The organism is Microbacterium sp. JB110 (assembly GCF_003335195.1).
Classification (GTDB): domain Bacteria; phylum Actinomycetota; class Actinomycetes; order Actinomycetales; family Microbacteriaceae; genus Microbacterium.
The window spans coordinates 49736-72038 of the sequence record NZ_QPGM01000009.1; the positions used below are offsets into that span (position 1 = coordinate 49736).

At 66.8% G+C, this 22303-nt stretch carries 21 protein-coding genes and 1 pseudogene; 10 read left to right on the plus strand and 12 right to left on the minus strand.

Annotation, left to right across the window (positions count from 1 at the left end; translation table 11 throughout):
- Positions 1–86 precede the first annotated feature (86 nt).
- Positions 87–1571 carry an aldehyde dehydrogenase family protein gene (locus CIK77_RS14705; protein ID WP_087054971.1) on the plus strand — a complete coding sequence of 495 codons (1485 nt, stop codon included), beginning with the start codon at positions 87–89 and terminating at the stop codon, positions 1569–1571.
- 192 nt (positions 1572–1763) lie between these two features.
- Here the strand turns inward: CIK77_RS14705 and CIK77_RS14710 are convergent, their stop codons facing one another.
- From CIK77_RS14710 to CIK77_RS17745, 3 genes are all read right to left on the minus strand, one after another.
- The gene (locus CIK77_RS14710) at positions 1764–3377 is read right to left on the minus strand and encodes an MFS transporter (protein WP_087054970.1); all 1614 of its coding nucleotides are present in this window, start codon (positions 3375–3377) and stop codon (positions 1764–1766) included.
- Positions 3378–3483: 106 nt separating this feature from the next.
- Positions 3484–4107, minus strand: coding sequence for a class I SAM-dependent methyltransferase (locus CIK77_RS14715; protein ID WP_087054969.1), 624 nt, complete (start codon positions 4105–4107; stop codon positions 3484–3486).
- Entirely contained in the window at positions 4104–4247 is a 144-nt protein-coding gene (locus CIK77_RS17745; RefSeq protein WP_170934127.1) for a hypothetical protein, read from the minus strand. The genes CIK77_RS14715 and CIK77_RS17745 overlap by 4 nt, the downstream gene beginning before the upstream one ends.
- 50 nt (positions 4248–4297) lie before the next feature.
- On the opposite strand from CIK77_RS17745, the gene CIK77_RS14720 reads away from it, so the two are divergent.
- Entirely contained in the window at positions 4298–4885 is a 588-nt protein-coding gene (locus tag CIK77_RS14720) for a helix-turn-helix domain-containing protein (protein WP_087054968.1), read from the plus strand.
- 150 nt (positions 4886–5035) lie between these two features.
- Positions 5036–6172 carry an IS30 family transposase gene (locus CIK77_RS14725; protein WP_087054967.1) on the plus strand — a complete coding sequence of 379 codons (1137 nt, stop codon included), beginning with the start codon at positions 5036–5038 and terminating at the stop codon, positions 6170–6172.
- Positions 6173–6177: 5 nt separating this feature from the next.
- On the opposite strand, the gene CIK77_RS14730 is transcribed toward CIK77_RS14725, so the two are convergent.
- Positions 6178–6498 (minus strand): hypothetical protein, encoded by a 321-nt coding sequence (locus CIK77_RS14730; RefSeq protein ID WP_087054955.1) that lies wholly within the window; start codon positions 6496–6498, stop codon positions 6178–6180.
- A gap of 316 nt (positions 6499–6814) precedes the next feature.
- On the opposite strand from CIK77_RS14730, the gene CIK77_RS14735 reads away from it, so the two are divergent.
- Together CIK77_RS14735 and CIK77_RS14740 are read left to right on the plus strand one after the other, a co-directional pair.
- Positions 6815–7471 carry a GntR family transcriptional regulator gene (locus CIK77_RS14735; RefSeq protein ID WP_058631431.1) on the plus strand — a complete coding sequence of 219 codons (657 nt, stop codon included), beginning with the start codon at positions 6815–6817 and terminating at the stop codon, positions 7469–7471.
- Positions 7468–8700, plus strand: a complete 1233-nt coding sequence (locus tag CIK77_RS14740; protein ID WP_087054966.1) for an MFS transporter — start codon at positions 7468–7470, stop codon at positions 8698–8700. The genes CIK77_RS14735 and CIK77_RS14740 overlap by 4 nt, the downstream gene beginning before the upstream one ends.
- 187 nt (positions 8701–8887) lie before the next feature.
- Here the strand turns inward: CIK77_RS14740 and CIK77_RS14745 are convergent.
- A pseudogene (locus CIK77_RS14745) lies at positions 8888–9046 on the minus strand (integrase core domain-containing protein); the annotation flags it as partial.
- Between the two features lie 259 nt (positions 9047–9305).
- Between CIK77_RS14745 and CIK77_RS14750 the strand changes: the two are divergent.
- From CIK77_RS14750 to CIK77_RS14760, 3 genes are all read left to right on the plus strand, one after another.
- The gene (locus CIK77_RS14750; protein ID WP_087054965.1) at positions 9306–10043 is read left to right on the plus strand and encodes an ABC transporter ATP-binding protein; all 738 of its coding nucleotides are present in this window, start codon (positions 9306–9308) and stop codon (positions 10041–10043) included.
- The gene (locus tag CIK77_RS14755; RefSeq protein ID WP_087054964.1) at positions 10040–11404 is read left to right on the plus strand and encodes an FtsX-like permease family protein; all 1365 of its coding nucleotides are present in this window, start codon (positions 10040–10042) and stop codon (positions 11402–11404) included. Before CIK77_RS14750 ends, CIK77_RS14755 begins: the two co-directional genes overlap by 4 nt.
- Before the next feature lie 110 nt (positions 11405–11514).
- A protein-coding gene (locus tag CIK77_RS14760; protein WP_087054963.1) for an IS3 family transposase occupies positions 11515–12662 on the plus strand; the annotation gives its coding sequence in 2 pieces (ribosomal slippage) (positions 11515–11785 and positions 11785–12662; 1149 coding nt in all).
- Between the two features lie 263 nt (positions 12663–12925).
- On the opposite strand, the gene CIK77_RS14770 is transcribed toward CIK77_RS14760, so the two are convergent.
- The 4 genes from CIK77_RS14770 to CIK77_RS14785 all read right to left on the minus strand — a co-directional run bounded on the left by CIK77_RS14770 (position 12926) and on the right by CIK77_RS14785 (position 17103).
- The gene (locus CIK77_RS14770; RefSeq protein WP_025104937.1) at positions 12926–13405 is read right to left on the minus strand and encodes a cupin domain-containing protein; all 480 of its coding nucleotides are present in this window, start codon (positions 13403–13405) and stop codon (positions 12926–12928) included.
- Between the two features lie 42 nt (positions 13406–13447).
- Entirely contained in the window at positions 13448–13780 is a 333-nt protein-coding gene (locus CIK77_RS14775) for a hypothetical protein (RefSeq protein ID WP_140403531.1), read from the minus strand.
- 597 nt (positions 13781–14377) lie between these two features.
- The gene (locus CIK77_RS14780) at positions 14378–15163 is read right to left on the minus strand and encodes an acetoin reductase (RefSeq protein ID WP_025104939.1); all 786 of its coding nucleotides are present in this window, start codon (positions 15161–15163) and stop codon (positions 14378–14380) included.
- A 158-nt stretch (positions 15164–15321) separates the two neighbouring features.
- Complete coding sequence (locus CIK77_RS14785) at positions 15322–17103, minus strand: multicopper oxidase family protein (protein ID WP_054682937.1); 1782 nt, start codon at positions 17101–17103, stop codon at positions 15322–15324.
- Between the two features lie 138 nt (positions 17104–17241).
- Here CIK77_RS14785 and CIK77_RS17750 point away from each other — a divergent pair, with 138 nt between their 5' ends.
- Positions 17242–18105, plus strand: coding sequence for a hypothetical protein (locus tag CIK77_RS17750; RefSeq protein WP_181861421.1), 864 nt, complete (start codon positions 17242–17244; stop codon positions 18103–18105).
- Positions 18106–18278: 173 nt separating this feature from the next.
- Here the strand turns inward: CIK77_RS17750 and CIK77_RS14800 are convergent, their stop codons facing one another.
- Together CIK77_RS14800 and CIK77_RS14805 are read right to left on the minus strand one after the other, a co-directional pair.
- The gene (locus CIK77_RS14800) at positions 18279–18866 is read right to left on the minus strand and encodes a recombinase family protein (protein ID WP_170934126.1); all 588 of its coding nucleotides are present in this window, start codon (positions 18864–18866) and stop codon (positions 18279–18281) included.
- Positions 18863–19927 (minus strand): recombinase family protein, encoded by a 1065-nt coding sequence (locus CIK77_RS14805; protein ID WP_087054961.1) that lies wholly within the window; start codon positions 19925–19927, stop codon positions 18863–18865. Before CIK77_RS14805 ends, CIK77_RS14800 begins: the two co-directional genes overlap by 4 nt.
- Between CIK77_RS14805 and CIK77_RS14810 the strand changes: the two genes are divergently transcribed.
- Entirely contained in the window at positions 19926–21068 is a 1143-nt protein-coding gene (locus CIK77_RS14810) for a hypothetical protein (protein ID WP_087054960.1), read from the plus strand. The genes CIK77_RS14805 and CIK77_RS14810 overlap by 2 nt on opposite strands.
- Here CIK77_RS14810 and CIK77_RS14815 read toward each other — a convergent pair.
- Positions 21004–22256 (minus strand): IS3 family transposase gene (locus tag CIK77_RS14815; protein ID WP_087054959.1). Its coding sequence is split into 2 segments (ribosomal slippage): positions 21004–21974 and positions 21974–22256, totalling 1254 coding nucleotides; the frame shifts between segments, so codons are not numbered across the junction. The genes CIK77_RS14810 and CIK77_RS14815 overlap by 65 nt on opposite strands.
- Positions 22257–22303: the final 47 nt, after the last annotated feature.

Below are 22303 nucleotides of genomic sequence, written 5' to 3' on the forward strand. Positions count from 1 at the left end.
GGCCGCAGCAGGCGACGGCTCGGGAGGCACGCCAACTCACATCGCGCGGCGAAGACGCTGCGCCGAACAACGAAGGAGAGGAATCCATGACGGATTCGAACGCCGTGAAGACGGCACTGTTCATCAACGGCGAGGAGCGCTCCACAGACGACGTGCTGCGGATCGCCGACCCCGCCAAGCCCGGTCGGGTCGTGGGCGAGGCCGCTTCCGCGTCTCCCGCCGACGTCGACGACGCGGTCGCCGCGGGCAGGGCAGCGTATCCCGCGTGGTCCGCTCTCACGCCGCAGGAGCGCGCGAAGCAGATGGCTGACGCCGTCGCGACGCTCGGCGAGCACCGAGACGATGACGCCGCGATCCTCTCGCAGGAGAACGGCAAGGTCGTCGGCGAGGCGTGGGCCGATGCCTTCGTGTTCGAGCTGCGTTGGAATCTCGCGCTCACGGAGGCCGACAAGGTCGACGCGGTCGAGACGCTGGAGCCGGCGCCCGGCATCCCCGTCACGACGCAGGTCGGCTATCAGTCGCTCGGTGTGGTCACCGTGATCGTGCCGTTCAACTGGCCGATCGCGATCCTCGCCGCGGCCCTTCCGCACGCTCTCCTGGCGGGCAATACCGCGATCGTGAAGCCGCCGCCCTCGGCGCCGCTGGCGACCACACGCGTCGTGCAGCGCGTCGCCGAGCGACTGCCGGCCGGTGTGCTGCAGGTCGTCACGGGCAAGGACGAGAACATGTCCGCTCTGATTCAGAACACCGACATCGCGAAGGTGTGTTTCACCGGGTCGGTCGGCGGCGGCAGGAAGATGATGGAGATGGCCTCGAAGTCGCTCACGCGCGTGACGCTCGAGCTCGGTGGAAACGACGCGGCCATCGTCACAGAGGACGCAGACCTGTCGGACACGCACCTCGACCGCCTGTTCGCCGGTGTCTACGACACCACCGGCCAGATCTGCATGAACGCCAAGCGCATCTACGTGCACCGCTCGCGCCTGGACGACGTCGTCGCGGGCCTCGAGGCGCGACTGCAGAAGACCGTGCTGGGCTACGGCCTCGGCGAGGGAACCACGATGGGCCCGCTGCATCAGCCAGCCCAGAAGGAGTTCGTCGAGGGTCTCATCCGTGAGGCGAAGGATTCGGGCGCCGAGGTGCGCGAGTACGGCGAGCTGCCGGGCGGCGAACTGGAGGGCGGCAACTTCCTGCGCCCTGCGCTCGTGATCGATCCGGATCCGTCGCTCCGCGTCGTCACGGAGGAGCAGTTCGGACCGGTGATCCCGATCATCCCGTTCGACACCGAGGACGAGGCCGTCGCGAGCGCGAACGACTCGTGGGGCGGCCTGTGCGGCAGTGTGTGGACGTCGAGCCCCGAGACGGCGCAGCGCATCGGCTCGCAGCTCGAGTGCGGCTACGTCTGGTTCAACGACCACGGCGCCACCCGCCTGGACCTGCGCGCACCGTTCGGCGGTGTGAAGCAGTCGGGTTACGGCCGTGAGCAGGGCATCCACGGCGTGCGCGACTTCCAGGACACGCGCTCGCTCGCCACCCTCGACGAGGAGGCCCTCGCCGCGATGGCGCACTGAGCGCCGGTCACCCGACAGATCCTCAAGTCCTCCGCATTTCCTCAGCTGCCAGCAGAGGATTTCGCGGAGACTTGAGGATCTGTGTGTGCTTGCTCATTGCGGACCATTCAGGCGGCGGAGTTCCGGGCTTCGCGAAGCCGGCGCAGAACCTGCGGTGGTCATGAGCGGGGATCCTTTCGTCGGCGGGGCTGCTCAGCCTTCACGGTGAACGCTGCGGGCATCAGAGCGGTTCGGAGCCTCGTCGTCGGTTTCGTTCAATGGCTCGGTGGGCGTGAAGGAGTTGGGGCCGCGGAAGAGCACGAAGATCGTGAGGACGGTCATGACGGCGACGCCGACCCACATCGCTTGCTGCCAGCCGGCGATGAATGCGTCGTTCGCGGCGGCGAGAATCTGCTCCGCGTGAGCCCCGGCGTCCTGGCTGATCGCGGTGGCGTTGGCGATGCCTTCGCGCGCTGTCGCCGCGAACTCCTCGGGCACGCCTGAAAGGAGTCCGGCGATTGCGCTCCGATATCCGGCCACCAGCACTCCGCCCAGCAGTGCGATGCCCAGGGCTGCTCCGAGCTCTCGGGAAAGGTCGTTCAGGGCCGAGGCGACGCCCTGCTGCTCACGGGCAAGTGATGAGGTGATCGCTTCGGTAGCGGGTGTCATCGCCAGCCCCGCACCGAGTCCCATCGCGATGAGTCCAGGGAGCACGCTGATGTACCCGCCGTCGGCGGAGACGAGCCCGGCCATGAGCGCGAGCCCGGCAGTGGCGATGGTGAGTCCGATCACCATGGAGGCCCGGGCTCCGATGCGCGCTGCCAGACGAGGGGCGAGTCCGGAGGCGAGCATCATCAGCAGCGCCAGGGGCATCATGGCGAGCGTGGAGAGGAGCCCGCTCCATCCGAGGACGACCTGGAAGAAGGGGTACAGCACCAGGGATACCCCGCCCAGAACGCCGAACCAGACGAGCAGGAGCGTGGTGCCCGAGGAGAGCCCCCGGTTGCGGAATGTCCGGACGTCCAGCAGCGGGAACGGGGTGTGCAGCTCCCACAGGATGAATCCGGCGGCAGCGAGTGCTGCGGCGATGAGCGGGATCAGTACGATCGGGTCGGCCCAGCCGAGCGACGGTGCTTCGTGCAGGGCGAAGGTGAAACCGACAGCAGCGATGATCGAGGTCAGCGCTCCCAGAGCATCGAACCGGCCGGGGGCTTTGTCACGAGCGTTCGGAACTGCGCGAGCGCCGATCAGCAGCGCCGCGACGGTGAGCACGACGGGGAGTGCGAACAGCCATCGCCAAGACGCGATATCGACCAGCACGGCGGAGAGGTACATTCCCAGGATGCCGCCGCCCCCGGCGACTGCACTCCACACTCCGATCGCTCGGGACCGTTCCTTGTCCGGGAACGAGGAGGTGATCACCGACAGAGTGACCGGCATGATCATCGCCGCACCGATTCCGCTGAGCAGACGCGCGGCGATCATGACCTCCATCACCGGTGCGACGGCGGCGGCGATGTTCGCGATCCCGAACGCCGCCAGCCCCACGATGAGCACCGGCTTGCGACCGAGCCTGTCGCCCAGCGCTCCCAGTGGGAGGAGGAGGGCCGCAAGCGTGAGTGTGTAGGTGTTGATGATCCACAGCACCTGTCCTTGGGACGCATCGAAGGTCGTCGCCAGCTGCGGCTGAGCGACGTTGAGGCCGGAAACTGAGGCGACAACGGCCATCAAGGCGATGCAGATGGCCCACAGGATGGCACGTCTGCGTCGTGGATCGTTGATGACTGAAGCGGCGTCTTCCGCACCGGTGTGAATGGTGGAAGTCATGGCGGGATGTGTTTCCTTTCAGGGAGTGCTTTGCCCGACGCTGATCGCAGGCAGGTCGAAGCAGCGCCGAGGTCGAAACACCTCGACGCGCGAAGAGGGGGACGAGTCAGGTAGGTCGGTGGACGCGGACGATCACGTCATGCAATTGCACCGGTGAACCGCCGGCGTGGACAGTGCGGGTGTGCTCATAGGCGGAGTCGATCCGCCATTCCGAAGCGGGGAACAAGCTCGTGATCCCCTCCAGCGTCGCTGTCGCTCCCTCAGGCTGGTCGTGCCCGTGGTGAACGTCGTGCTGGTGGCCGTGGAGATGTCCGACGATGAGGAGCGTCCCGCCAGGGGCGACCCAGGAAGCGATACGCCGATAGAACGGAAGCTGCCCGATCTCCGCGTGAGCGTAGTTGGTGACCACGAGGTCCCAGGTGCGATTCGGCGCCCACTGCGACAGGTCGGTTTCCACCCAGTCGACGCGCTCGCCCGCACCAGCCGCAGCAGCACGAACCCGTGCCTCCGCCAGCGCGGTCGCGGAGATGTCGGCGGCCGTGACGTCCCAGCCCTGCTCGGCCAGCCAGAGCGCTTCGGTTCCGGTTCCGCAGCCCGCATCCAAGACTGTGCCGACGGGAAGATGCGCGGTCTCGCCTGTCAGATAGGGGTTGACGGGGAGCGGGCGGCTGCGGCCCGAGGGGGCGGGGGCCCACTGATCCTCCCAGTAGTCCTTGTCGAACTCGTTCATGATGCGTGCACCATGCCGCGGTACGCGGCGCTCAGCCGTGCCGATCCACCGCCGGTGATCGCGGCCTCGTATGTCTGGTCCTGTGCGGAGCCCATTGCGCTGTCCTTCTGCTCGTCCGTGATGTCTGCACCCAGGTTCACCCAAACTAGCCAGATTGGCAATCTTTCTTGCCAAATGGCAAACTAGGGGCATGAGCGAACACTCCGATCAGACCCTCGACACGGTGGGGCCACGCCTGAAGCACCTTCGTCTGCGCCGCGACGTCACGCTCACCACGCTCGCTGAGGAGACCGGGATCTCCACAAGCACCCTCTCCCGGCTGGAGGCGGGACTGCGGCGGCCGACCTTGGAACAACTGCTCCCGTTGGCCCGCTATTACGGCGTCACCCTCGATTCCCTCGTCGATGCGCCTCGCACCGCCAACCCCCGAATCGACCTCCGTCCCATGTCCTGCAGCGACGGGTCGGTCATCATCCCGCTCACGCGTCGCCCCGGAGGCATCCAGGCATACAAGTTCGTCCTCCCCAGGGGCAGCGACGATACGGCCCCTGACCTGCGCTCCCATGAAGGGTTCGATTGGGCCTACGTATTGAACGGCACCCTCCGCCTGGTGCTGGGCGACCAAGACCTGGTCTTGCAAGCTGGTCAAGCTGCCGAGTTCGACACCCGAACGCCCCATTGGTTCGGGGCCACCAGCGCCGGCCCGGTCGAGTACCTCAGCCTCGTCGGACGCCAAGGCCAGCGCGCCCATGTGCACGCTTCTGTCGGCGACCATTAGCGATGGTCGTCCATCGCAGGAGAGCCTCGACGAGCTCGGGCGGTGGACACTGCCGCGAACCACGCCCACCGCAATCGATGGCGGTCTCAACCGGTCAACGCACCACCCAGTGGTGGAAGCATGCGGATAGATCGGCGAGGAGGCCCGGGCATGGTGTTGAGTCTCGAACAGCAGGACGCGGTATGGGAACGATGGCGCGCGGGCGAGCCGGTCCGGGTTATCGCCCGGGCTGTGTGCTGCAACCGTGAGGCGGTGCGTCGGCTCCTGGCAGTGACCGGCGGGATCCGCCCGGCAGCGCGTTCACGGGCACCGCTGAGACTGTCGCTCACTGAACGAGAGGAAATCTCCCGCGGACTCGCGGCCGGTGATTCCGCGCGCGCTATCGCGACTCGCCTGCGCCGGTCTGCTTCCTCGGTCTCGCGGGAGATCGCCCGTAACGGTGGACCTACGCAGTACCGGGCTGCGGCAGCCGATCGACGAGCGTGGGAGAACGCGAGGCGTCCGAAGCCGTGCAAGCTGGAAACGCACGATGACCTGCGGAGCATCGTGCAGGAGAAGCTGATGGCGGATTGGTCGCCGCAGCAGATCGCGGCATGGCTCCGACTGACTCCGGCTTCAGCACAGGGAGTACGGATCTCGCACGAGGCTATCTACCGGACCCTCTACATCAGCTCGCGCCTGTCGCTCCCCTCGACGCTGAAGACGCATCTGCGGTCGGGGCGCGGCATGCGCACCTCGAGGAAAGCGCGTCGTACCGGGCACGGGCGGGGCCGGCTGCGGAACATGGTCTCTATCCATGATCGACCAGAGCAGATCGAGACCCGGACCGAGGTAGGGCATTGGGAAGGGGACCTCGTCATGGGGCGACGCCCCAGCGCCGTGGCAACCCTCGTGGAACGCACCACCAGGATCGTTCGCCTCGTCAAGCTCGATGGCATCAAGGGCCCAGACGTCCGCGCCGCGCTCGTCCAGAACCTCCGCGGCATGCCGAAATCACTGTTGAGGTCGATCACTTGGGATCGAGGTCGAGAGATGTCAGAGCACGAACAACTCGCCCACGACCTCGGCATCCACGTCTACTTCTGCGATCCTCGCTCACCGTGGCAACGAGGCTCGAACGAGAACACCAACCGGCTCCTACGCCAGTACCTGGCGAAGAACGCCGACCTGTACCGCTTCACTCAAGACGAACTCGATCAGATCGCGAACAAGATCAACACACGTCCACGCCAGGTCCTTGACTGGCTGAGCAGCCGCGAACGACTTCGTGCTTGCAGGCTCGCCTAAACGGCTCAGTAGAGCGGCTCGAGAGTGTCATCTTCGAGGTCAGGCAGCATCTCGTGATCGTCGTAGGTCATGTAGTCAACGGAGTGCAGGTAACCGTCGACGACCCATAGATCGAGCTGGCCAAGCCCTTCTCCGGCGCGCGAGACATCCAAGGTAGAGAACGGTCCGCCACCGTGCCTGATCCGGGCTGCCTTCGGCAACTTGGGAACCGAGATAAGGAAGCAGTCGCACTCGTCGAGCTGGTACCCACCCCACGACGCGACGCGGAGCTGCTCGCGAGCCAGTTCACGGTACGGGTGATCCCCGCTGCACAGAAGATCCAGCACCGTCTTCTCCTTCGCGGAGAAAGCACTCCCAACTGCGCGACCACGACTCATGTTCATCCCTCGAGGATACGGGGGCGGCATCGCTGGGTCTCGCTACCGCAGACATGGCACCTACGGCACGAAGACCTGACAGAGTAGGCGGGTGGTGCGTTTACCGGTTGAGACCGCCATCGTTTTCGGCAGGTCCACTCCCACAACCTGTGCCCAGGCTGGCTCAGGCCGCGCCGTAAAAACACCCCGCCATTCTCTTGTTGTCTTTTGTAGAGTATGCGACTAGTATCTATGTTGTATTCAGAAACAAGGGGGGGGGGCAAGCGTGACCGAATCTGGTGCCGCTAGCCATGCATCCGCGTCCGAGGTTGCCTACCACCATTTGCGTGCCCAGATCTTGGATGGCGCGTTACTTGGGGGAAGCATGATCAGCGAGGGGATGGTGGCCAACGAGCTTGGTATGAGTCGCACTCCGGTGCGTGAGGCGTTCCTGCGACTGCAGGGCGAGGGGTGGTTGCGTTTGTACCCCAAGCGCGGTGCGTTCGTCGTTGAGGTGAGGCCACACGAACGCGAGGAGATCGTGCGGGCGCGCGTTCTCCTCGAGTCGGATGCCGTCTCCCGGGTCTCGGGCGATGCCCGGCTGCGTTCCGAACTTGTCGAGCGACTGCAGACGATCCTCGGGGGGCAGCGTGATGCCGCTGCGCGGGAAGACCTTCACGGCTTCGCGGTCCTGGACGCGGACTTTCACGCTGCGGTCGTCGATGCCGGCGGAAACCGTCTGCTATCGGACTTTTTCGCGTCGTTGAGCGATCGGCAGAGGCGGATGACGGCGCGATCGCTGTGGAAGCGCGCGGACCGCCTCGAGGGGGTCCTCGACGACCACACCGAGCTCGCGCGGCTGATCGATGGTGCGCATAGCGACGCATTCCGAATCGCGCTCGAATCTCACATCCGGCGTACACATCGGGAGCTGTTGCCATGAGTATCACGGACTCCCTCCCGATCCCGGATGCGGGTCCTCGGCACCGCATCCGCCCCTGGATGGCCGTGTGCGCGGCGCTCTTCGCGGTCGCGTGGGGTGGTAACGAATTCACCCCCCTGCTGGTGATGTACCGACAGGAGGACGAGATGACGCCTCTCGTGCTCGACGTTCTGCTCGGTGCGTACGTTCTCGGTATCGTGCCCGCTCTGATCCTCGGAGGCCCTCTCTCCGACCGATTCGGACGCCGGCCGTTCTTCCTTCCTGCTCCGCTCGTCGCTGTCGCTGGGAGCGTTCTGCTCGCGCTGGGCGCTTCATCGCCGACCGTGTTGTTCGCCGGGCGAGTTCTCTCGGGTGTGGCGCTGGGGTTGGTTATGGTGGTGGGGACTGCCTGGGTGAAGGAGCTGTCGCAGGCGCCGTTCGACACCGGAGCCCGGGAAGGGAGCGGCGCAGGGCGCGCGGCGCTCGCCCTCACAGCGGGCTTTGCCCTGGGCGCGGGGGTTGCTGCGGCGCTCGCGCAATTCGGGCCCGCACCGCAGCAGAGCCCATACTTCGTGCACATCGTGCTAGCCATCGCATCATTCTCGCTGCTGTGGCGGGTGCCGGAGAGTAGGCGGACAAGTGATGACGGTCGGCCGTTACTCGAGGACTTGAAGATTCCGTCCGCTGTGCATCGTCGCTTCCTTTTCGTCGTCGTGCCCATGGCGCCCTGGGTCTTCGGCACAGCGGCCAGTGCCTACGCGATACTGCCTGGCCTGATGATGTCGAAGGCTCCGGGCTTGGAGATCGCGATGAGCGGGCTCCTGTGTGTGATCGCACTAGGATGCGGCGTCGGCGCGCAGCGGATTGCGGGCCGCTTCGATGACCCCGGCTCGGCCCGCGGTGTCGGCTTGGCGCTCGCAGTCACCGTCGTGGGGATGGTGCTGGCGGCCGTCGCGGTCGGTCTCGACTCGTTGGCGTGGGTCGTCGTCGCCGCTGCCGCGCTCGGGGCTGCGTATGGACTCTTGCTCGTTGGTGGTCTCCGCGAGATCCAGCGTATCGCCGGCCCCGACGATCTCGCGGGGCTCACGGCCGTGTACTACTCGCTGACCTACATCGGATTCTTCATCCCGGCCGTTCTTGCGCTAGTGGGTGCGTGGCTCCCGTACACGGTCATGTTCGTCATCGGCGCGGTTCTTGCGCTCATCAGTTTCAGCATCGTCGCTCTGAGCTGGCGCAGGCACCTTCCGTAGCGCGTCGCCGGGCATCGCCGTCCGATGGGACTGGCAGCGCGGTTGCTCCGGAGGCAGCCGCCAGGCTCCGAGCTGCTTGCGATCCCCGCGGGCCGGTCGCCGTCAAGGACGCCATGCAGTCGAGGTGCAGCGGGAGTGGCATGGTGACGTCTGCGCCCCGGGCGCCTGTGATCGTGAGCCGCCCCCTTCATTCGGTCCGGACGTTCTGTGAGTCGTCGGTTTCCATTTGATGGGTGCACTGTCGAGCGTACTCGGCTGGGGGTAGGTAGCCGAGCGAGGAGTGCCGGCGGTGGTGGTTGTACTCGTCCTTCCAGTCGCCGATGATGACCTGCGCGTGCAGCAGCGAGGCGCGAAGGCGCCACCGGCTTCGCCGGACTCACGCATCACACCGATGCCGGGTCGGTCTACACATCGATTTCGTTCACCGACCGGCGTGTGCTGGCCGCGACTCGCCGGCGCACAGACGCCATCGCCTCTGGACGGCTCGTGCAGGCTTCCGATAGGGGCAGTGTGCGGGGTGTCCCTTCGATGTCATCCCGCAGACGGACCCGTTCTGGATCCTGAGGCGGATGTGTCGCGCACGGAGCAGATTGGAGGCTGGGTCCATGAACGAGACGACTAGCCCCACCCTTCTGCATGCTGTCGGCGTGACCAAGCGCTATGGCGATGTGCTCGCACTCGCAGGCGTCGACGTCTCCATCCGAGCCGGCGAAGCTGTCGCGGTGATGGGTGCCTCCGGATCCGGCAAGACCACACTGCTGCACTGCCTCGCGGCCGTGATCTCACCTGATTCCGGCTCGATCCGCATGACCCGACCGAACGGCAGCGTCATCGAGCTCGTCGGTATGGACGAGGATGCACGCTCCGCAGTACGTCGCTCAAGCATCGGGTTCATCTTCCAGGACCACCTGCTGCTGCCTGAGCTCACCGCTGTGGAGAACGCCGCGCTGCCGCTGATCATGGCAGGCGCTCCCCGTGTTGACGCGGAGCACCGTGCCGCCCAATGGCTCGCACACCTCGGACTCGACGGGATGCAGGACCGAAGGATCGGCCAGCTCTCCGGCGGGCAGGCACAGCGGGTGGCGATAGCCCGAGCCCAGGTCAACGGTGCGCCCATGGTGTTCGCCGACGAGCCCACCGGCGCGCTCGACTCGGCCACCTCGACCGACGTGATGACCGCTCTGCTCCAATCGACCGCGCGTCAGAACCGCGGTCTCGTCGTCGTGACGCACGACGCCGACGTCGCCCGCCGCTGCGACCGTGTGCTGCACATGCAGGACGGCCGGCTCGTGGGCGAGAGCTTCGCTCCCCAGCAGCGTGCCGAGGCGGGGAGCGCACGATGACCGCCGTCGCAGTCGCACCTCGCAGCGATGAGCTACGCCGGCTGGCAACGCTGACCCTCATGCTCACCCGCCCTTCACGACAGGGCCTTGCAGCGCTCGTCCTGCCGATCGTCGCGTTCGCGGCAGTGACCGCGGTGCTGCTCGCCGTCGGCGGCGGCGCGAAGATGTTCCTCACGCATCCGACAGCGGTGGCAGATCCGGTGTACGGCGTGCTCGGAACCGTCGCCCTCATCCTGCTCGCGATCCCGGTGTTCACACTCGGTGCAGCTGCAGCACGCCTGTCCAGCCGAAATCGCGACGACCGCCTGGCCACTTTGCGGCTGCTCGGTGCCAGCAGCGCTGAGGTCTCCAGGATGACGGTGATCGAGGCTGGGCTGATCGCCGCTGTCGGCGCACTGGGCGGTGTCGCTGTGTATCTCGTGCTGCTGCCGCTGATCGGGCTGATCCCGTTCTTCGGCGGTCCTGTTGGAATGGGTGCTGTGGGCGCCGGGGTCGGTGGCACGATCCTCGTCGTCGCGATCGTTGTCGCGCTGGCCATGGTGAGCGCACACCTGAGCCTGAAGAAGGTGCGTCTGACGCCGCTCGGTGTGCGCCGCCGTCAGGACCCCGCGCCGCGACGGACCAAACTCATCGTCGCGGGGCTGGCGATGCTCTGCATGGCCGGCGGGCTGGTCGCGATGCTGACGGCCGGGGGCCTCGTGCTCGTGGGCCCGATGATGCTCGGCGTCGTGCTCGCGGTTCTGTTCGCAGGCGCCATGGCAGTGGTGAACATGGTCGGATCTCCGATCCTGGCGGCGCGAGGCCGGTACATGGCCAGGCACGCGAAGACCGCCGCGAAGCTCATCGCCGGAAGGGAGCTCGCCGAGCACTCCGCGAGCGCGTGGCGGCGCGTCTCTGCCATCGCGATGGTCTCGTTCATCGCAGTCGTCGGCGGCATCGGGCTCGGCATGATGGCCGACAACAGCGGCGACCAGCTCTACCCCGATATCCGCACCGGGATCGCGGTCACGCTGGTCTGCGGCTTCGTCGTGCTGGCTGCGTCGACCGGTGTCACGCAGGCGGCGGCCGTGCTCGAGGATCGCGCGCTCATCACGGCTCTCGATCGGCTCGGCATGCCGGGCGACGAGATTCGACGTGCGCGCCGACTCGCGGTGATGGTGCCGCTCCGTCTCGCCGCCGTAAGCGGTGCAGCTGTCGGCGTGGTGTTCTCTCTGCCCGTCGCTGGCGCGGGGCAGGTGATCTCGCCGTTCTCCGTCGTGGTGCTGATCGGCACTTTCGCGGCAGGCTTCTGCCTCATGCGCCTTGCACTTGACGCGACCCGTCCGATCCTGGCAGCAGTGCGGCGCGGCGAGACGGTGTGATCGACCGACACGATGACCGTGGGCGATTGGGCTGACCCCGTGATGTAGGTCCAGTCGTTGTGTGAGTCGTCTTGATGCTCGCTGCTGCGGGCAGGAGGACTGGTCTCATCATGACGAACACGAGGAAGCGGCACACGCCTGAGCAGGTCGTGCGCAAGCTCGGACAGGCCGACCGGATGCTGGCCGATGGCGCGGACGTCGCGGCGGTGTGCCGCGAGCTGGGCGTGTCGGAACAGACGTACTACCGGTGGCGCAACCAGTACGGCGGGCTCAAGGCCGACGACGCCAAGCGCCTCAACGAGCTCGAGAAGCAGAACGCCACCCTCAAGCGTCTGCTCGCTGAAGCAGAGCTGGAGAAGGCGGCGCTGAAGGAGCTGGCAGAGGGAAACTTCTAGGCCCGGGCAGGAGGCGCGCCGCCGTCGCTCACCTCATCGCGAAGATGCGGGTGAGCGAGCGGATGGCGTGCCGGCTGACCGGGCTATCCAGGTCCGCCTACCGGCGCACCCTCAAGGCCGCTACCGTCGCCGACCCCGACGCCGCCTTGCGTGAATGGCTGCGCGGTTACGCGAAGAAGCACCCCCGCTGGGGCTACCGGCGCGCGTACCACGACGCCCGCGGCGAGGGCTGGCAGGTCAACCACAAGAAGATCCAGCGGCTATGGCGCGAGGAAGGCCTACGCGTGCCCCAGCGACGTCGCCGTAAGCGCATCGGCTCCTCGACCGCGGACGCCCCCAAGGCGTGCGCCCCGAACGTGGTGTGGGTCATCGACTTCCAGTTCGACGTCGACGAGGCCGGGCGTCTGATCAAGATCGCGTCGATCGTGGACGAGCACACCCGGGTCTGCCTCGGCGGGCTCGTGGAACGCTCCATCACCGCCGACCGTCTCACCGACCATCTCGACGACCTCGTCAAGCTGCACGGCCCGCCCGCGGTCCTCAGAAGCGACAACGGGCCCGAGTTCATCAGCCAGGCGATCGCCGACTGGGCCGGCACCCGCACCGGCTTGTCGTACATCCCGCCCGGCTCGCCGTGGCTCAACGGCTACGTCGAGTCGTTCAACTCCCGCCTGCGCGACGAGTGCTTGAACATCAACAGCTTCTACTCACTGCTGCACGCCCAGGTCGTCATCGGCGACTGGAAGGTCGAGTACAACACCGTGCGACGCCACTCGGCGCTGGGCTACCTCACCCCGGCCGACTATGCTCGCCACTGCACCCACGAAATGGAACCCGACGACTCACACAGAGACCGGACCTAACAACGGGGGCGGCCCATGTGGAGTTTGACGCTTTGTGGCGGCGTTCTGTGATCGCACGGTGTCGCAGACAGGGCACAGTGTTGGCCTGCCCGAGGAACCATGCGGCCTTGCCGACACTCTGACACGAGGCCCAGTCGAGGTCCTCGACATCCGTGATCGTCAGACCTACCAGCGTGAGGGGCGGGAGCGTGGCGCGCTGCCCGGGGTGGACCAAGACGATCCTCGTCCGCAACATCCTTACGGAGCGGTGACACAAGTAGACGTCAGTTGGCGTGCTCGTCCGGCGCGCTGTCCTCGGGCTGGACGGTCCATGCGGGAGGCTCGTCCTTACCGGTCGCTTCGTCTTGTTCTGCCTTGTCGCTGGTTCTCTGGGTGATGCCAGGTGCGTGGTGCACCGGGGCATAAATCGCGTAGAGGCGCAGCGGTTCGTCGCCAGTGTTGATCACGTCATGCCAGGTGCCGGCGGGGACCTGGACAGACCACCCATCCGAGACGTTTTGCTCGAAGTCGAGCCGGTCCTTGGCCGGGCCCATGACGGCCCTGCCCTGTCCGGCATCGAGGCGCAGGAACTGATCGGTGTTCTGGTGGACCTCCAGGCCGATGGACTCCCCGACCGGGATAGACATCAGCGTGACCTGCAAATACTTCCCGGTCCACGCGACGCTGCGGTAGTTCTCGTTCCGCCGGGTGGCCTCTTCGATGTCGAACGCGTTCGGGCGGGGCCCGATGTCGTTGATGGTCATTGTGTTCTCCTTTCGTGCTCGGACTTCGAGTCCAAGTCAGCATCATCTTTCGGGGGGAGTCAAGGGTGGGTGGGTTTCGGCGAACCTCGTGGAGGCGAGGAGAGCGAGTACGACGCCGGCCCCAGCGACGACGAGGACGCCGCTTAGTCCGGCTGCAGTGGCGCCCATGGTGGCGACCAGGGCACCGGCGAGCCCGGTGCCGATGGCGATGCCGGCCTGGTTGCCGAGCTCCATCTGCGATGAGGCGCGCCCGACCGTGCCAGCGGCATCATCGAGGACGGCGATGGAGTTGATCGTGAAACCGAGACCGGCGCCGAGCCCGGCGATGATCCAGCCCACGGCGGCGACGGGGACGGGGACGGTGGTGAGGATCACGGCACCGATCACCGTCAAACCCGCGATGACGAGAATCGCTCCGAGGCGCGCGATGCCCCCCCTTGGTCATGCCCCACTTCAGGAGCCGGGCGGGGGCATAGGCGCCGGCGGTCCACCCGATGATGCCTGCGGTCAGGACGATCCCGGCGAGTGTAGCGCTGATCCCTTGCACGCTGGTAAGGGCGAGCGGAATGAACAGGTCTGCGGTGAAGAACGCCATGGACAAGGCGGCTGCGAACACCACATTCGCCGGGAGCCCTCGACGCGCGGTGAGCGTCCCGGCAGGCAGAACCCGCCGGACGTGCGTGCGCGCCCTGACCTCGAGCTCGCGGAGGTTGCGGCTGACGCGTTCGATATGTAATTCAGTACAGGCGTATCGAGGTGGCTGCACCACTGGGCGCCGATTTGTGGGCGCGAAAAAGCCCCCCGACGCAGGTCGCGTCGAGGGGCAGGTGAGTACGATCCGGTCGTGACTTCGTCTGATCTTCACGAGGCCTTTCCGACTGCTCGGTCTGCGGGCTGAGCTGCCGATACCGGAGGGCGTCCGGGAGGGTCACACGCCGACGCGCGGCGGGTGGTGAGACGGTCAGTGATGACTCAGTTGTAAAGCATGCCGCCGTCGACGAGAAGCACCTGGCCGGTGACGTAGTCCGAGTCGGGGCCGGCGAAGAACGACACGACCTTCGCGACGTCCTCGGGGGTCTCGATGCGGCCGAGCGCGATGCCCTCCACGTTTTCCTTGAGGTTCTGGCCGAGTGGCTTGCCGTTGATCTTGCTGAGCTCGGCGTCGATGAGTTCCCACATGCCGGTGCCGACGATGCCGGGCGCGTAAGCGTTCACCGTGATGCCCTTCGGAGCGAGCTCCTGCGCGGCCGCCTGGGTGAAGCCGCGAACGGCGAACTTCGAGGCCGAATACGCGCTGAGGATGGGGAACCCCTGGATCGACGCGATGGATGCCGCGGAGATGATCTTTCCACCGTGACCGAGCTGTTCGAACTTCGCTGCGGCCGCCTGGATGCCCCAGACCACGCTGTCGACGTTGATCCGGAAGATCTGATCGAGCTCTTCGGCGGTGATCTCGAGTACGGGCTTGATCTGGGCGATGCCGGCGTTGTTGACGATCACATCGAACCCGCCGAGCTGTTCGGCGGCTGCGTCGACAGCGGCAACGACCTGGTCGCGCTTCGACACGTCCGCAGCGACGAAGACCGCTTTTCGGCCCAGCTGCTCGATCTCGGCGACGACCGAATCACCCTTCTCGCGCTGCGGCTCGATGTCCGCGACGGCGATGTCAAAACCGTCGGCGGCGAGACGAAGCGCGATGCCGCGCCCGATCCCCTGCCCGGCTCCGGTGACCAATGCGACCTTATCCTGAATAGCCATTCTCATACTCCTTCTCAAACGCGAACGGGCGCCCAGCAGATTCGATGTTCGCGGGCCTGGCGCGTCGTACAGTGCAGGGCCAGCAGAAGTGGCTGCCCGTCTCCCACTTCAACATGGCGAATCGATTTGTATTCCCTGGCGCTCCTGACGTGCCAGGGTCACGCCATGAACGGCATGAGTTCGGGAGGCATGGTCACAAAGGGCCGCATCATATCGCGATCCTCGTGCTCGAGGATGTGGCAGTGGTACATGTAGCGGCCGCTGTAGGCGTGGAACCGGACGGCGATCTCGACGATTTCGTGGGGGTTGACGCGGACTGTGTCTTTGAGCCCGCGCTCGTTGGCGTCGATGACGTGGTCGAGCTCGTCGTCGGGGTCGCGACCGAGAGTGATCCGCGCGCTGAGGTCGAGATCGCCGATGCCGTCGTCGGGGATCTCCCAGCCGATGGGCCGGCGCGCGAGGACCTGGAAGGGATCGAGGTGGATGTGGATGGGGTGCGTGTCATCGGTGAGGTTGATGAGCTGCCAGATCTCGTACTGGCCGAGCATCGGGAAGAACGTGGCGGTGTCCTCGAAGTGGGCGGCAACCGCGCGGTAGCGCGTCGTGTGGTCGCCGTCGGTGAGGGTGATCAGCGGACCGGTCGTCTCGTCCTCGTCGTCGACAACGGCGAGCTCACGCATGGTCAGCATGTTGGGTACGTCCTCGAACTCGCGCTCGACAAGCGCGATGGCACGCCGCGGCGCCGCGTCCAGCTCCTCGGGTTTTGGCAGGGCGAAGTCGGTCGCCAGTTCGCGGGGCACCGGACGGTGCGCGACCGGGCCCGGGACGACACGGAAACGCATGACCTGGGGGTACGGCAGCAGCGCGTCGAGATCCGCGGCATCGGCGGCATCAGCGGCGGGAAAGGGCGCGCCATCGAACGGAGCGCCGGCGGTGTTGTAGAGCGTGAGCTCGGTGCCCGGTTGAAGGTCCGAGAAGTCGACGAGCAGGTCGGCGCGCTCGGCTGAGGCGAGGACCAGCCCGTCGGGTGGCAGCGCGACGGGCTCGCGGAGTAGGCCCGAGTCGGTGCCGATCTGAGTGATGCGATCGAATTCGGGCACGCCGTCTCGCAGCAGCACGAGCCGGAAGGTGCGGGCGTTGGAGCCGTTGAGCACGCGGAAGCGGTACGTGGCGGGCTGGACGTCGAGGATAGGCCAGACTTTGCCGTTGACGACCGTGAACGGCGCGAAGGCCTCCATCACCCCAGGGTCGGTCTTGTGCACCAGCTGGCCGGTCAGCCGACCGCCCTCGTCGAGTCCGAAGTTACGGTCCTGCAGCAGCAGCGGCACCTCGTACGGTGGTCCCTCGGGCAGCCCGAGGTCACGTTCGCGCTGGTCGCGGATGATCCACAGTCCCGCCAGCCCGGCGTATACGTCGAACCGAGTGACGCCCATCACGTGGTCGTGGTACCAGAGCAGCGTCGCGCGTTGGTCCATCGGGTAGTCAAATACGGCGAGCTGGCCGGGTGCGAAGAGGTTCTCGGTCCAGCCGTCGTACACGGCCGGTGTCAGGCCACCGTGCAGGTGCACGACCGAGTGTCCCGTCAGCGCCGCGGCGTGCGGGTCCGGCGTGCCGCCGCTCAGACCGGGACTGCACTGCACAGGCACACCGTCGGCGTCGACCTCGTCGCCGGCCATCGTTACGATGACGGGCAGCCCGCCGTCAAGCTCGTTGCGCCACTCGACGCGGACCGGGTGGCCGCGCTCAGCCTCGATCGTCGGGCCTGGGAGCGTGCCGTCGTAGCCCCACACACGCGACCGGGGCAGATCGCGATGGAAGCTGTGTGAGCCGGTACGGATCCGCACCGTCAGACGGCCGTTGTGATCGCGCGCGAGCAGGCGCTCGGGCAACGGCAGAACGTCGACGAACGGCGTCAGAGGCATGCGCTGCGCGGCGGCCATGCGCTACACGCTACCAGCCCGCCCGACGTGTCGTGGGACTATGCGCACACGGGGCATAACGGATGGAGTTCCGCGCGCAGACGCGAGCGTCGAACAGAGGTCTCGCGGATGTCGCGGGCGCGGTCTAGATTCCCGGGTATGAGCGCTGGGGAGCGGATCTACTCGGCGGTGTTGCACCGGGACAAGCGGGCCGAGCAGGAGCTCGATCCTGAGGTGCGACGCAATCTCGCGCCCAATGGACTTCGACTGGTGGCCGCCAACGCGCTCCAGTCCTCGGGCGATCAGATCGTCAACGCCTCGACCGTGCTGCCGTGGCTGTTCAACGCCCTCGGCGTTCCCGTGGCGCTGACGGGCCTACTGGTGCCGATCCGCGAGTCGCTCTCGATGCTCCCGCAGGCGTTCCTCACGCCACTCATCGTCCGTGTGCGGTTCCGCAAGTGGGTGTTCATCTCCGGCGCTCTGGTGCAGGCCGCTTCGGCGGGAGTGATCGCCGGAACCGCCGCGCTCGGGCAGGGCCTGGTCGCCGGGGTCGTGATCCTGGTCGGGCTGGCGGCGTTCGCGCTGGGGCGGTGCCTGTGCTCGATCGCCTCCAAGGACGTCCAAGGGAGGACCATACCCAAGGGCGAACTGCGAACCAGTTCGGCCCGGGGCCAACATCTTTCTCGACGCGGCCGGCGCCGACAGGTTCTTCGGATGGTTCGCGAATGCCGACGTGGCGGCTCATCACACTCCGTGGCGAGGACCGCACCCGACTCGGCGAGGCACTGGACGCCGTCGGCAGCGTCGACCGCGAACCTGGGGAGCGCAACCCCAAGCCCTTCGATGCAGGATTTGGGGCGCTGTCGTGAGAGTCAATTGACACCTACGTGTCAAAGACGGCGCCGCGACCACGCGGGCGCGGGCTGTCTGCGCACCACGCGCGCGGTGAGGTCCTCCGTGGTGGCTCTGGCGGCTACGCGCTCGTACACCGCGTCGAAGGGTGACAGCACTTCAAGCTCGTAAAGATATCGGGGGCGTCGTCGACCGGAGAGCGTCTGCCCTAGCGCTTGCTGGCGCGTCGGGCGCTGCGGGAAGAAGTAGACGAGCCGGGATCGCTTGCCCCAGCGGTTCTCAGCGATGAACTGCTTCTTGCGGCACCGTTGCACTGCGAGCGTGACGGTGGCTCCTTCGTCCCATCACTCGGGCGAGAGGTGGAAGATGTGTCGGGGTAGTTCCGCGTCGCCGCTGACCCTCCGATATGGGTTTGCTGCGGTCACGAGGACGATGACGGCGAGCAGCACCAGCAGCCCGCTCACGAACAGCGGCCACCCGAGAGCTGACCGGATCGTCACGATGAAGGACCCGCCCTGAGCGGACTCGACGCGTATGGGGTGGATGTCGAGCAGGTCGAGGAGCTGCTCGAGTTCTCGCGGCTTGCGGTAGAGGCGATCAAGATGCCAAACGATCACCGTTCCCGCCTCGGACTCTTGGATCTGATGGAGTAGCTGCTGGTATCCGGGTCGGGCGCGGTCCTGGTACGCGGAGATGGCTTCATCGACGAACTCGATCGCTCGCGTGTAGCCGAGTTGGCCTGCGAGTGCGGTGCAGTCGGCTCGTTGCTGCTCGATGGAGGCGTGTTCGCTGGTGCGGTTCGCGGAGATCCGCAGGTAGATCAGGGCCGTCGTGGTGGTGATGAGGTACTCCGGTGTGGGCGCAGCCCGCGCCCCCCGGCTTCTCGCGGACGCGAGAGCGCCAGACCGGACCACGAGTGTGCGGTGGGTCAAGGGCGGTAGGTGATGAGCACCCGCGTCGGGTCGAAGCTGCGGCCTGGTTTCCCGGGGGCGATCCGTAGCCGGGTGATGAGGGTGGTGATCACGGCTCGTCGGTCGGTGACATCGAGGGCATGCCACCAGTCCTTGAGCGCTTCCCGGTTACCGATCGGGGCCGCATACAGGGCGACCGCGTCTTCGGTGGCGACGAGTTGTCGTTCGGTCTCGCGGAGTGCATCTTCGGCGACCAAGCGAGCTACTCGATGCTCACTCGATGTGATGAAGCGCTCCGCACGGTCCTGCTCTAGTTGCCCGAGGCGCGTGTTGATCTCCACGACTCGTCCGAGGAGCGCCGAGGTTGACTCCTTGTCCGACGACGGCCGCGGGCGGGTCAGGCGGTGCAGGACGCGTTCGGTGATGTAGTCGTCGAGGTGGGCGGCGTTGATGCTCAGCCCACCGCGCTCCGGACGGGAAGGATCCTTCTGGCAGGTGTACCGTTGGGTGTTGCCGGTGGGGGAGAGCTTCCCGGCGATCGTGAGCCCGGCGCCGCACTTCCCGCAGCGTGCGATCCCGCCCAACAGGGTCGGGCGGGCCGGAGTGGTGCGGCGGCGGGTGGGGTCGGCGAGGATCGCGCGGATCTGCGCGGTCTCCTCCGGGGTGATGATCGGTTCCCAATCACCCGGGCCGAGGATCTCCCGCCCACCTGCGGGGTCCGCGCGGGTGTCGGGGGCGTAGGCGCGCTGCCCGGAGATGCGAGCGGAGGACAGCACGCTGCGCACCGTGTACGAATGCCACAGCCCCGACGTCCCGGAACCCGCGCGCAGCGGCGGGATGCCGGAGCGGTTCAGCCAGGCGGTGATGGAGCGGAGGGACTCGCCGGCGAGAAACCGGTCGGCCATCTGCCGGATCACCGCCGCCTGCTCCGGGATCAGGACCCCGCCGGGTCCGTATCCGTACCGGGCAGGGCCGTGCCACGCGCCTTGTTCCGCGAGGCGCTTGTTGGCGCGTTTGACGCGGTCGGACTTGTGCCCGGACTCGTACGCGGCGATCGCGACGAGCTGGCGGGATTGACGCATGGCGCGTATCCCTCTGAACGACCTACAGCTGGAGATCCTCACCTGGATTCGTGACGGCACGCCCGACGGTGTCTACGAGGACTACCGGCCCCGCATCGTCGCCCGCGCTCTCCACAACCGCGGCCTCGTCGACGTGTCCGGCCACGGCAAGAACTGGCGAGCCACGCTCACGACGGGCGGCGCCTATCACCTCGAGCACGGCGACTACCCGCCCAGCGATGACGACCCGGCCGCCACGTCCGCCCCACGTCCGAGACCGACAGCCAGAACAAAGCCCGCTCCCGCGTCGAAGGCAGTGGCGGAGCGGAAGCCGCGAAAGCCGCCACGGGTGGGGCCGACGGACGCGATGATGAACACCCTCACGGCCGCTGAGGACCATCGAATCGAGGTCGAGTACGGCCAGGTGCAGCGCTACCGGCAGCTCGCATTGACCGCGGGCAGGTTCAAGAAGATCCCCGACGGCATGCAAGTCACCGTCAGCAGCGATTACCCCACCCGCACCGCTCACGTCACCCTCGAACTGTTGCCGGAGTGGCGTACCCGCACCCTGGACCCGATTCCGGTGCCGGGCGCTCTCCGCGGCCCCTCCGATGTCATCAAGGCGCTCGGCACCCGCGACGATCTTGACATCCGGGCGGCGGAGAAGAACCGAGCCCTGCGCCTCGTAGAAGCGCTCGTTGTGGAAGCGCGACACCGCGAGTACACCGTCGTGGCGATTCCAGCGCCGCGGAAGGACCGTTGGGGGTACGTGCAGCGCACCGAGGAGAACACCGGACACATCAAGATCACGCTCGGACCCGACGAGTACCGGCTGAGCATCTACCAGCTCACCGAGAAAGTCGAACACGTCGCCACCAAGAGCGAACTCGCCCGGGCCGTCAGGGGATACGCGCTCCCGAAATGGGACTACATCCCCACAGGCCGCCTCGGCATCCGGATCGACAACAGAGGCGTCACCTTCTGGGGCGACTCCTGGACCGACCGCGACGACCAGCCTCTCGACGACGCCCTCCCGCAGATCCTCCAGGAACTCGAACTGACTCGCCCCGGCGTGTCCGGAGAGTTATTGACTGGTGTCAGGCCGCTGTTTCCAACGACTGGTGGCGAGCGTAGTCGATCTGCTCGACCTCGCTCGGGGTGAGGTCGTCGAGCGAGCCGTGCATCCGCTCCGTGTTGAACCACGACACCCACTCCGCGGTCGCGGCCTCGACATGCGCGACGTCCCGCCACGGCCCCTCGAGATGGATCAGCTCGGACTTGTAGAGCCCGATCTGGGACTCCGCGAGGGAGTTGTCATACGCGTCACCGACGCTGCCGACTGACGGGTCGATATGTTCGTCGGCGAGGCGCTCGGTGAACGCGATCGACGTGTAGACCGACCCGGCATCCGTGTGATGCGTCAGCCCCGCGAACCCGGTGGCGCCCTCGCGGCGGCGCGTGAACAGTGCCATCTCGAGACAGTCCAACACCAGCGGCGTCGCCATCGATGTCGCGGCCCGCCATCCGAGGACGCGGCGTGAGTACGCGTCGAACACGAACGCGACATACACCCAGCCCGTCCACGTCCACACATACGTGAAATCCGCCACCCACAGCTGATCGGTGCGGAACCGACGGAAGTGCCGGTCGACGAGGTCCGCCGGCCGCGTCTGCCGCTCACCGGTATCGGCAGGCTTCTTGCGGCCGCCACGAATCACACCGCTGATCCCGAGCTCGCGCATGAGGCGCTCGACGGTGACGCGGGCAATGGAGTGGCCGTCTCGGCGCAGCCGGAGCCAGAGCTTGCGCGCCCCGAGGCGACGACGCTGCTTCTCCCAGGTGGTGAAGATGATGTCCTTCCACCTCTCGTCACGCTGTTCACGCGCCGACAGGCCGCGATCTCTCGCGTCGTAGTAGGTCGATGGGGCGATCCCGACACCATGCGAGGCGAGCACGGCACAGATCGACTCGACACCCCACCGCAGACCTCCATCAGCTCGGTCCTTGTGATCGGTGATGAACCTCACGATCGCTTCTGTGGCCGGTCGAGCTCGGCCGCGAAGAAAGCCGACGCGGCCTTCAGGATCTCGTTCGCCCGCCGCAACTCGGCGTTCTCGCGCTTGAGGCGCTTGTTCTCCTCGGCCTGCTCGGTCGTCACCCCAGGACGCTCGCCCGCGTCGATCTCGCGCCGCCGGATCCAGGTCCGCAGCGTCTCCGGGGAGCCGATGCCGAGAAGCCCGGCGACATGCCGGATCGCGGCGAGCTCGCTCGGATGATCGTCGCGGACCTCCGCGACCATCCGGACCGCGCGCTCACGCAGCTCGGCGGGGTATTTGCTGGGTCGTGCCATGAGACTGATCCTTCCAAGGAATCCAGTCTCCGGACACGCCGGGGCGA

Bases quoted from the DNA above. Each gene is read 5' to 3' on its own strand.
- CIK77_RS14810 (WP_087054960.1), top strand. From the start codon at position 19,926: ATGGCGCGTATCCCTCTGAACGACCTACAGCTGGAGATCCTCACCTGG.
- CIK77_RS14710 (WP_087054970.1), bottom strand. From the start codon at position 3,377: ATGACTTCCACCATTCACACCGGTGCGGAAGACGCCGCTTCAGTCATC.
- CIK77_RS14740 (WP_087054966.1), top strand. From the start codon at position 7,468: ATGAGTATCACGGACTCCCTCCCGATCCCGGATGCGGGTCCTCGGCAC.
- CIK77_RS14780 (WP_025104939.1), bottom strand. From the start codon at position 15,163: ATGGCTATTCAGGATAAGGTCGCATTGGTCACCGGAGCCGGGCAGGGG.
- CIK77_RS14750 (WP_087054965.1), top strand. From the start codon at position 9,306: ATGAACGAGACGACTAGCCCCACCCTTCTGCATGCTGTCGGCGTGACC.
- CIK77_RS14805 (WP_087054961.1), bottom strand. From the start codon at position 19,927: ATGCGTCAATCCCGCCAGCTCGTCGCGATCGCCGCGTACGAGTCCGGG.
- CIK77_RS14770 (WP_025104937.1), bottom strand. From the start codon at position 13,405: ATGACCATCAACGACATCGGGCCCCGCCCGAACGCGTTCGACATCGAA.
- CIK77_RS14785 (WP_054682937.1), bottom strand. From the start codon at position 17,103: ATGGCCGCCGCGCAGCGCATGCCTCTGACGCCGTTCGTCGACGTTCTG.
- CIK77_RS14725 (WP_087054967.1), top strand. From the start codon at position 5,036: ATGGTGTTGAGTCTCGAACAGCAGGACGCGGTATGGGAACGATGGCGC.
- CIK77_RS17750 (WP_181861421.1), top strand. From the start codon at position 17,242: ATGAGCGCTGGGGAGCGGATCTACTCGGCGGTGTTGCACCGGGACAAG.
- CIK77_RS14715 (WP_087054969.1), bottom strand. From the start codon at position 4,107: ATGAACGAGTTCGACAAGGACTACTGGGAGGATCAGTGGGCCCCCGCC.
- CIK77_RS14705 (WP_087054971.1), top strand. From the start codon at position 87: ATGACGGATTCGAACGCCGTGAAGACGGCACTGTTCATCAACGGCGAG.
- CIK77_RS14720 (WP_087054968.1), top strand. From the start codon at position 4,298: ATGAGCGAACACTCCGATCAGACCCTCGACACGGTGGGGCCACGCCTG.
- CIK77_RS14755 (WP_087054964.1), top strand. From the start codon at position 10,040: ATGACCGCCGTCGCAGTCGCACCTCGCAGCGATGAGCTACGCCGGCTG.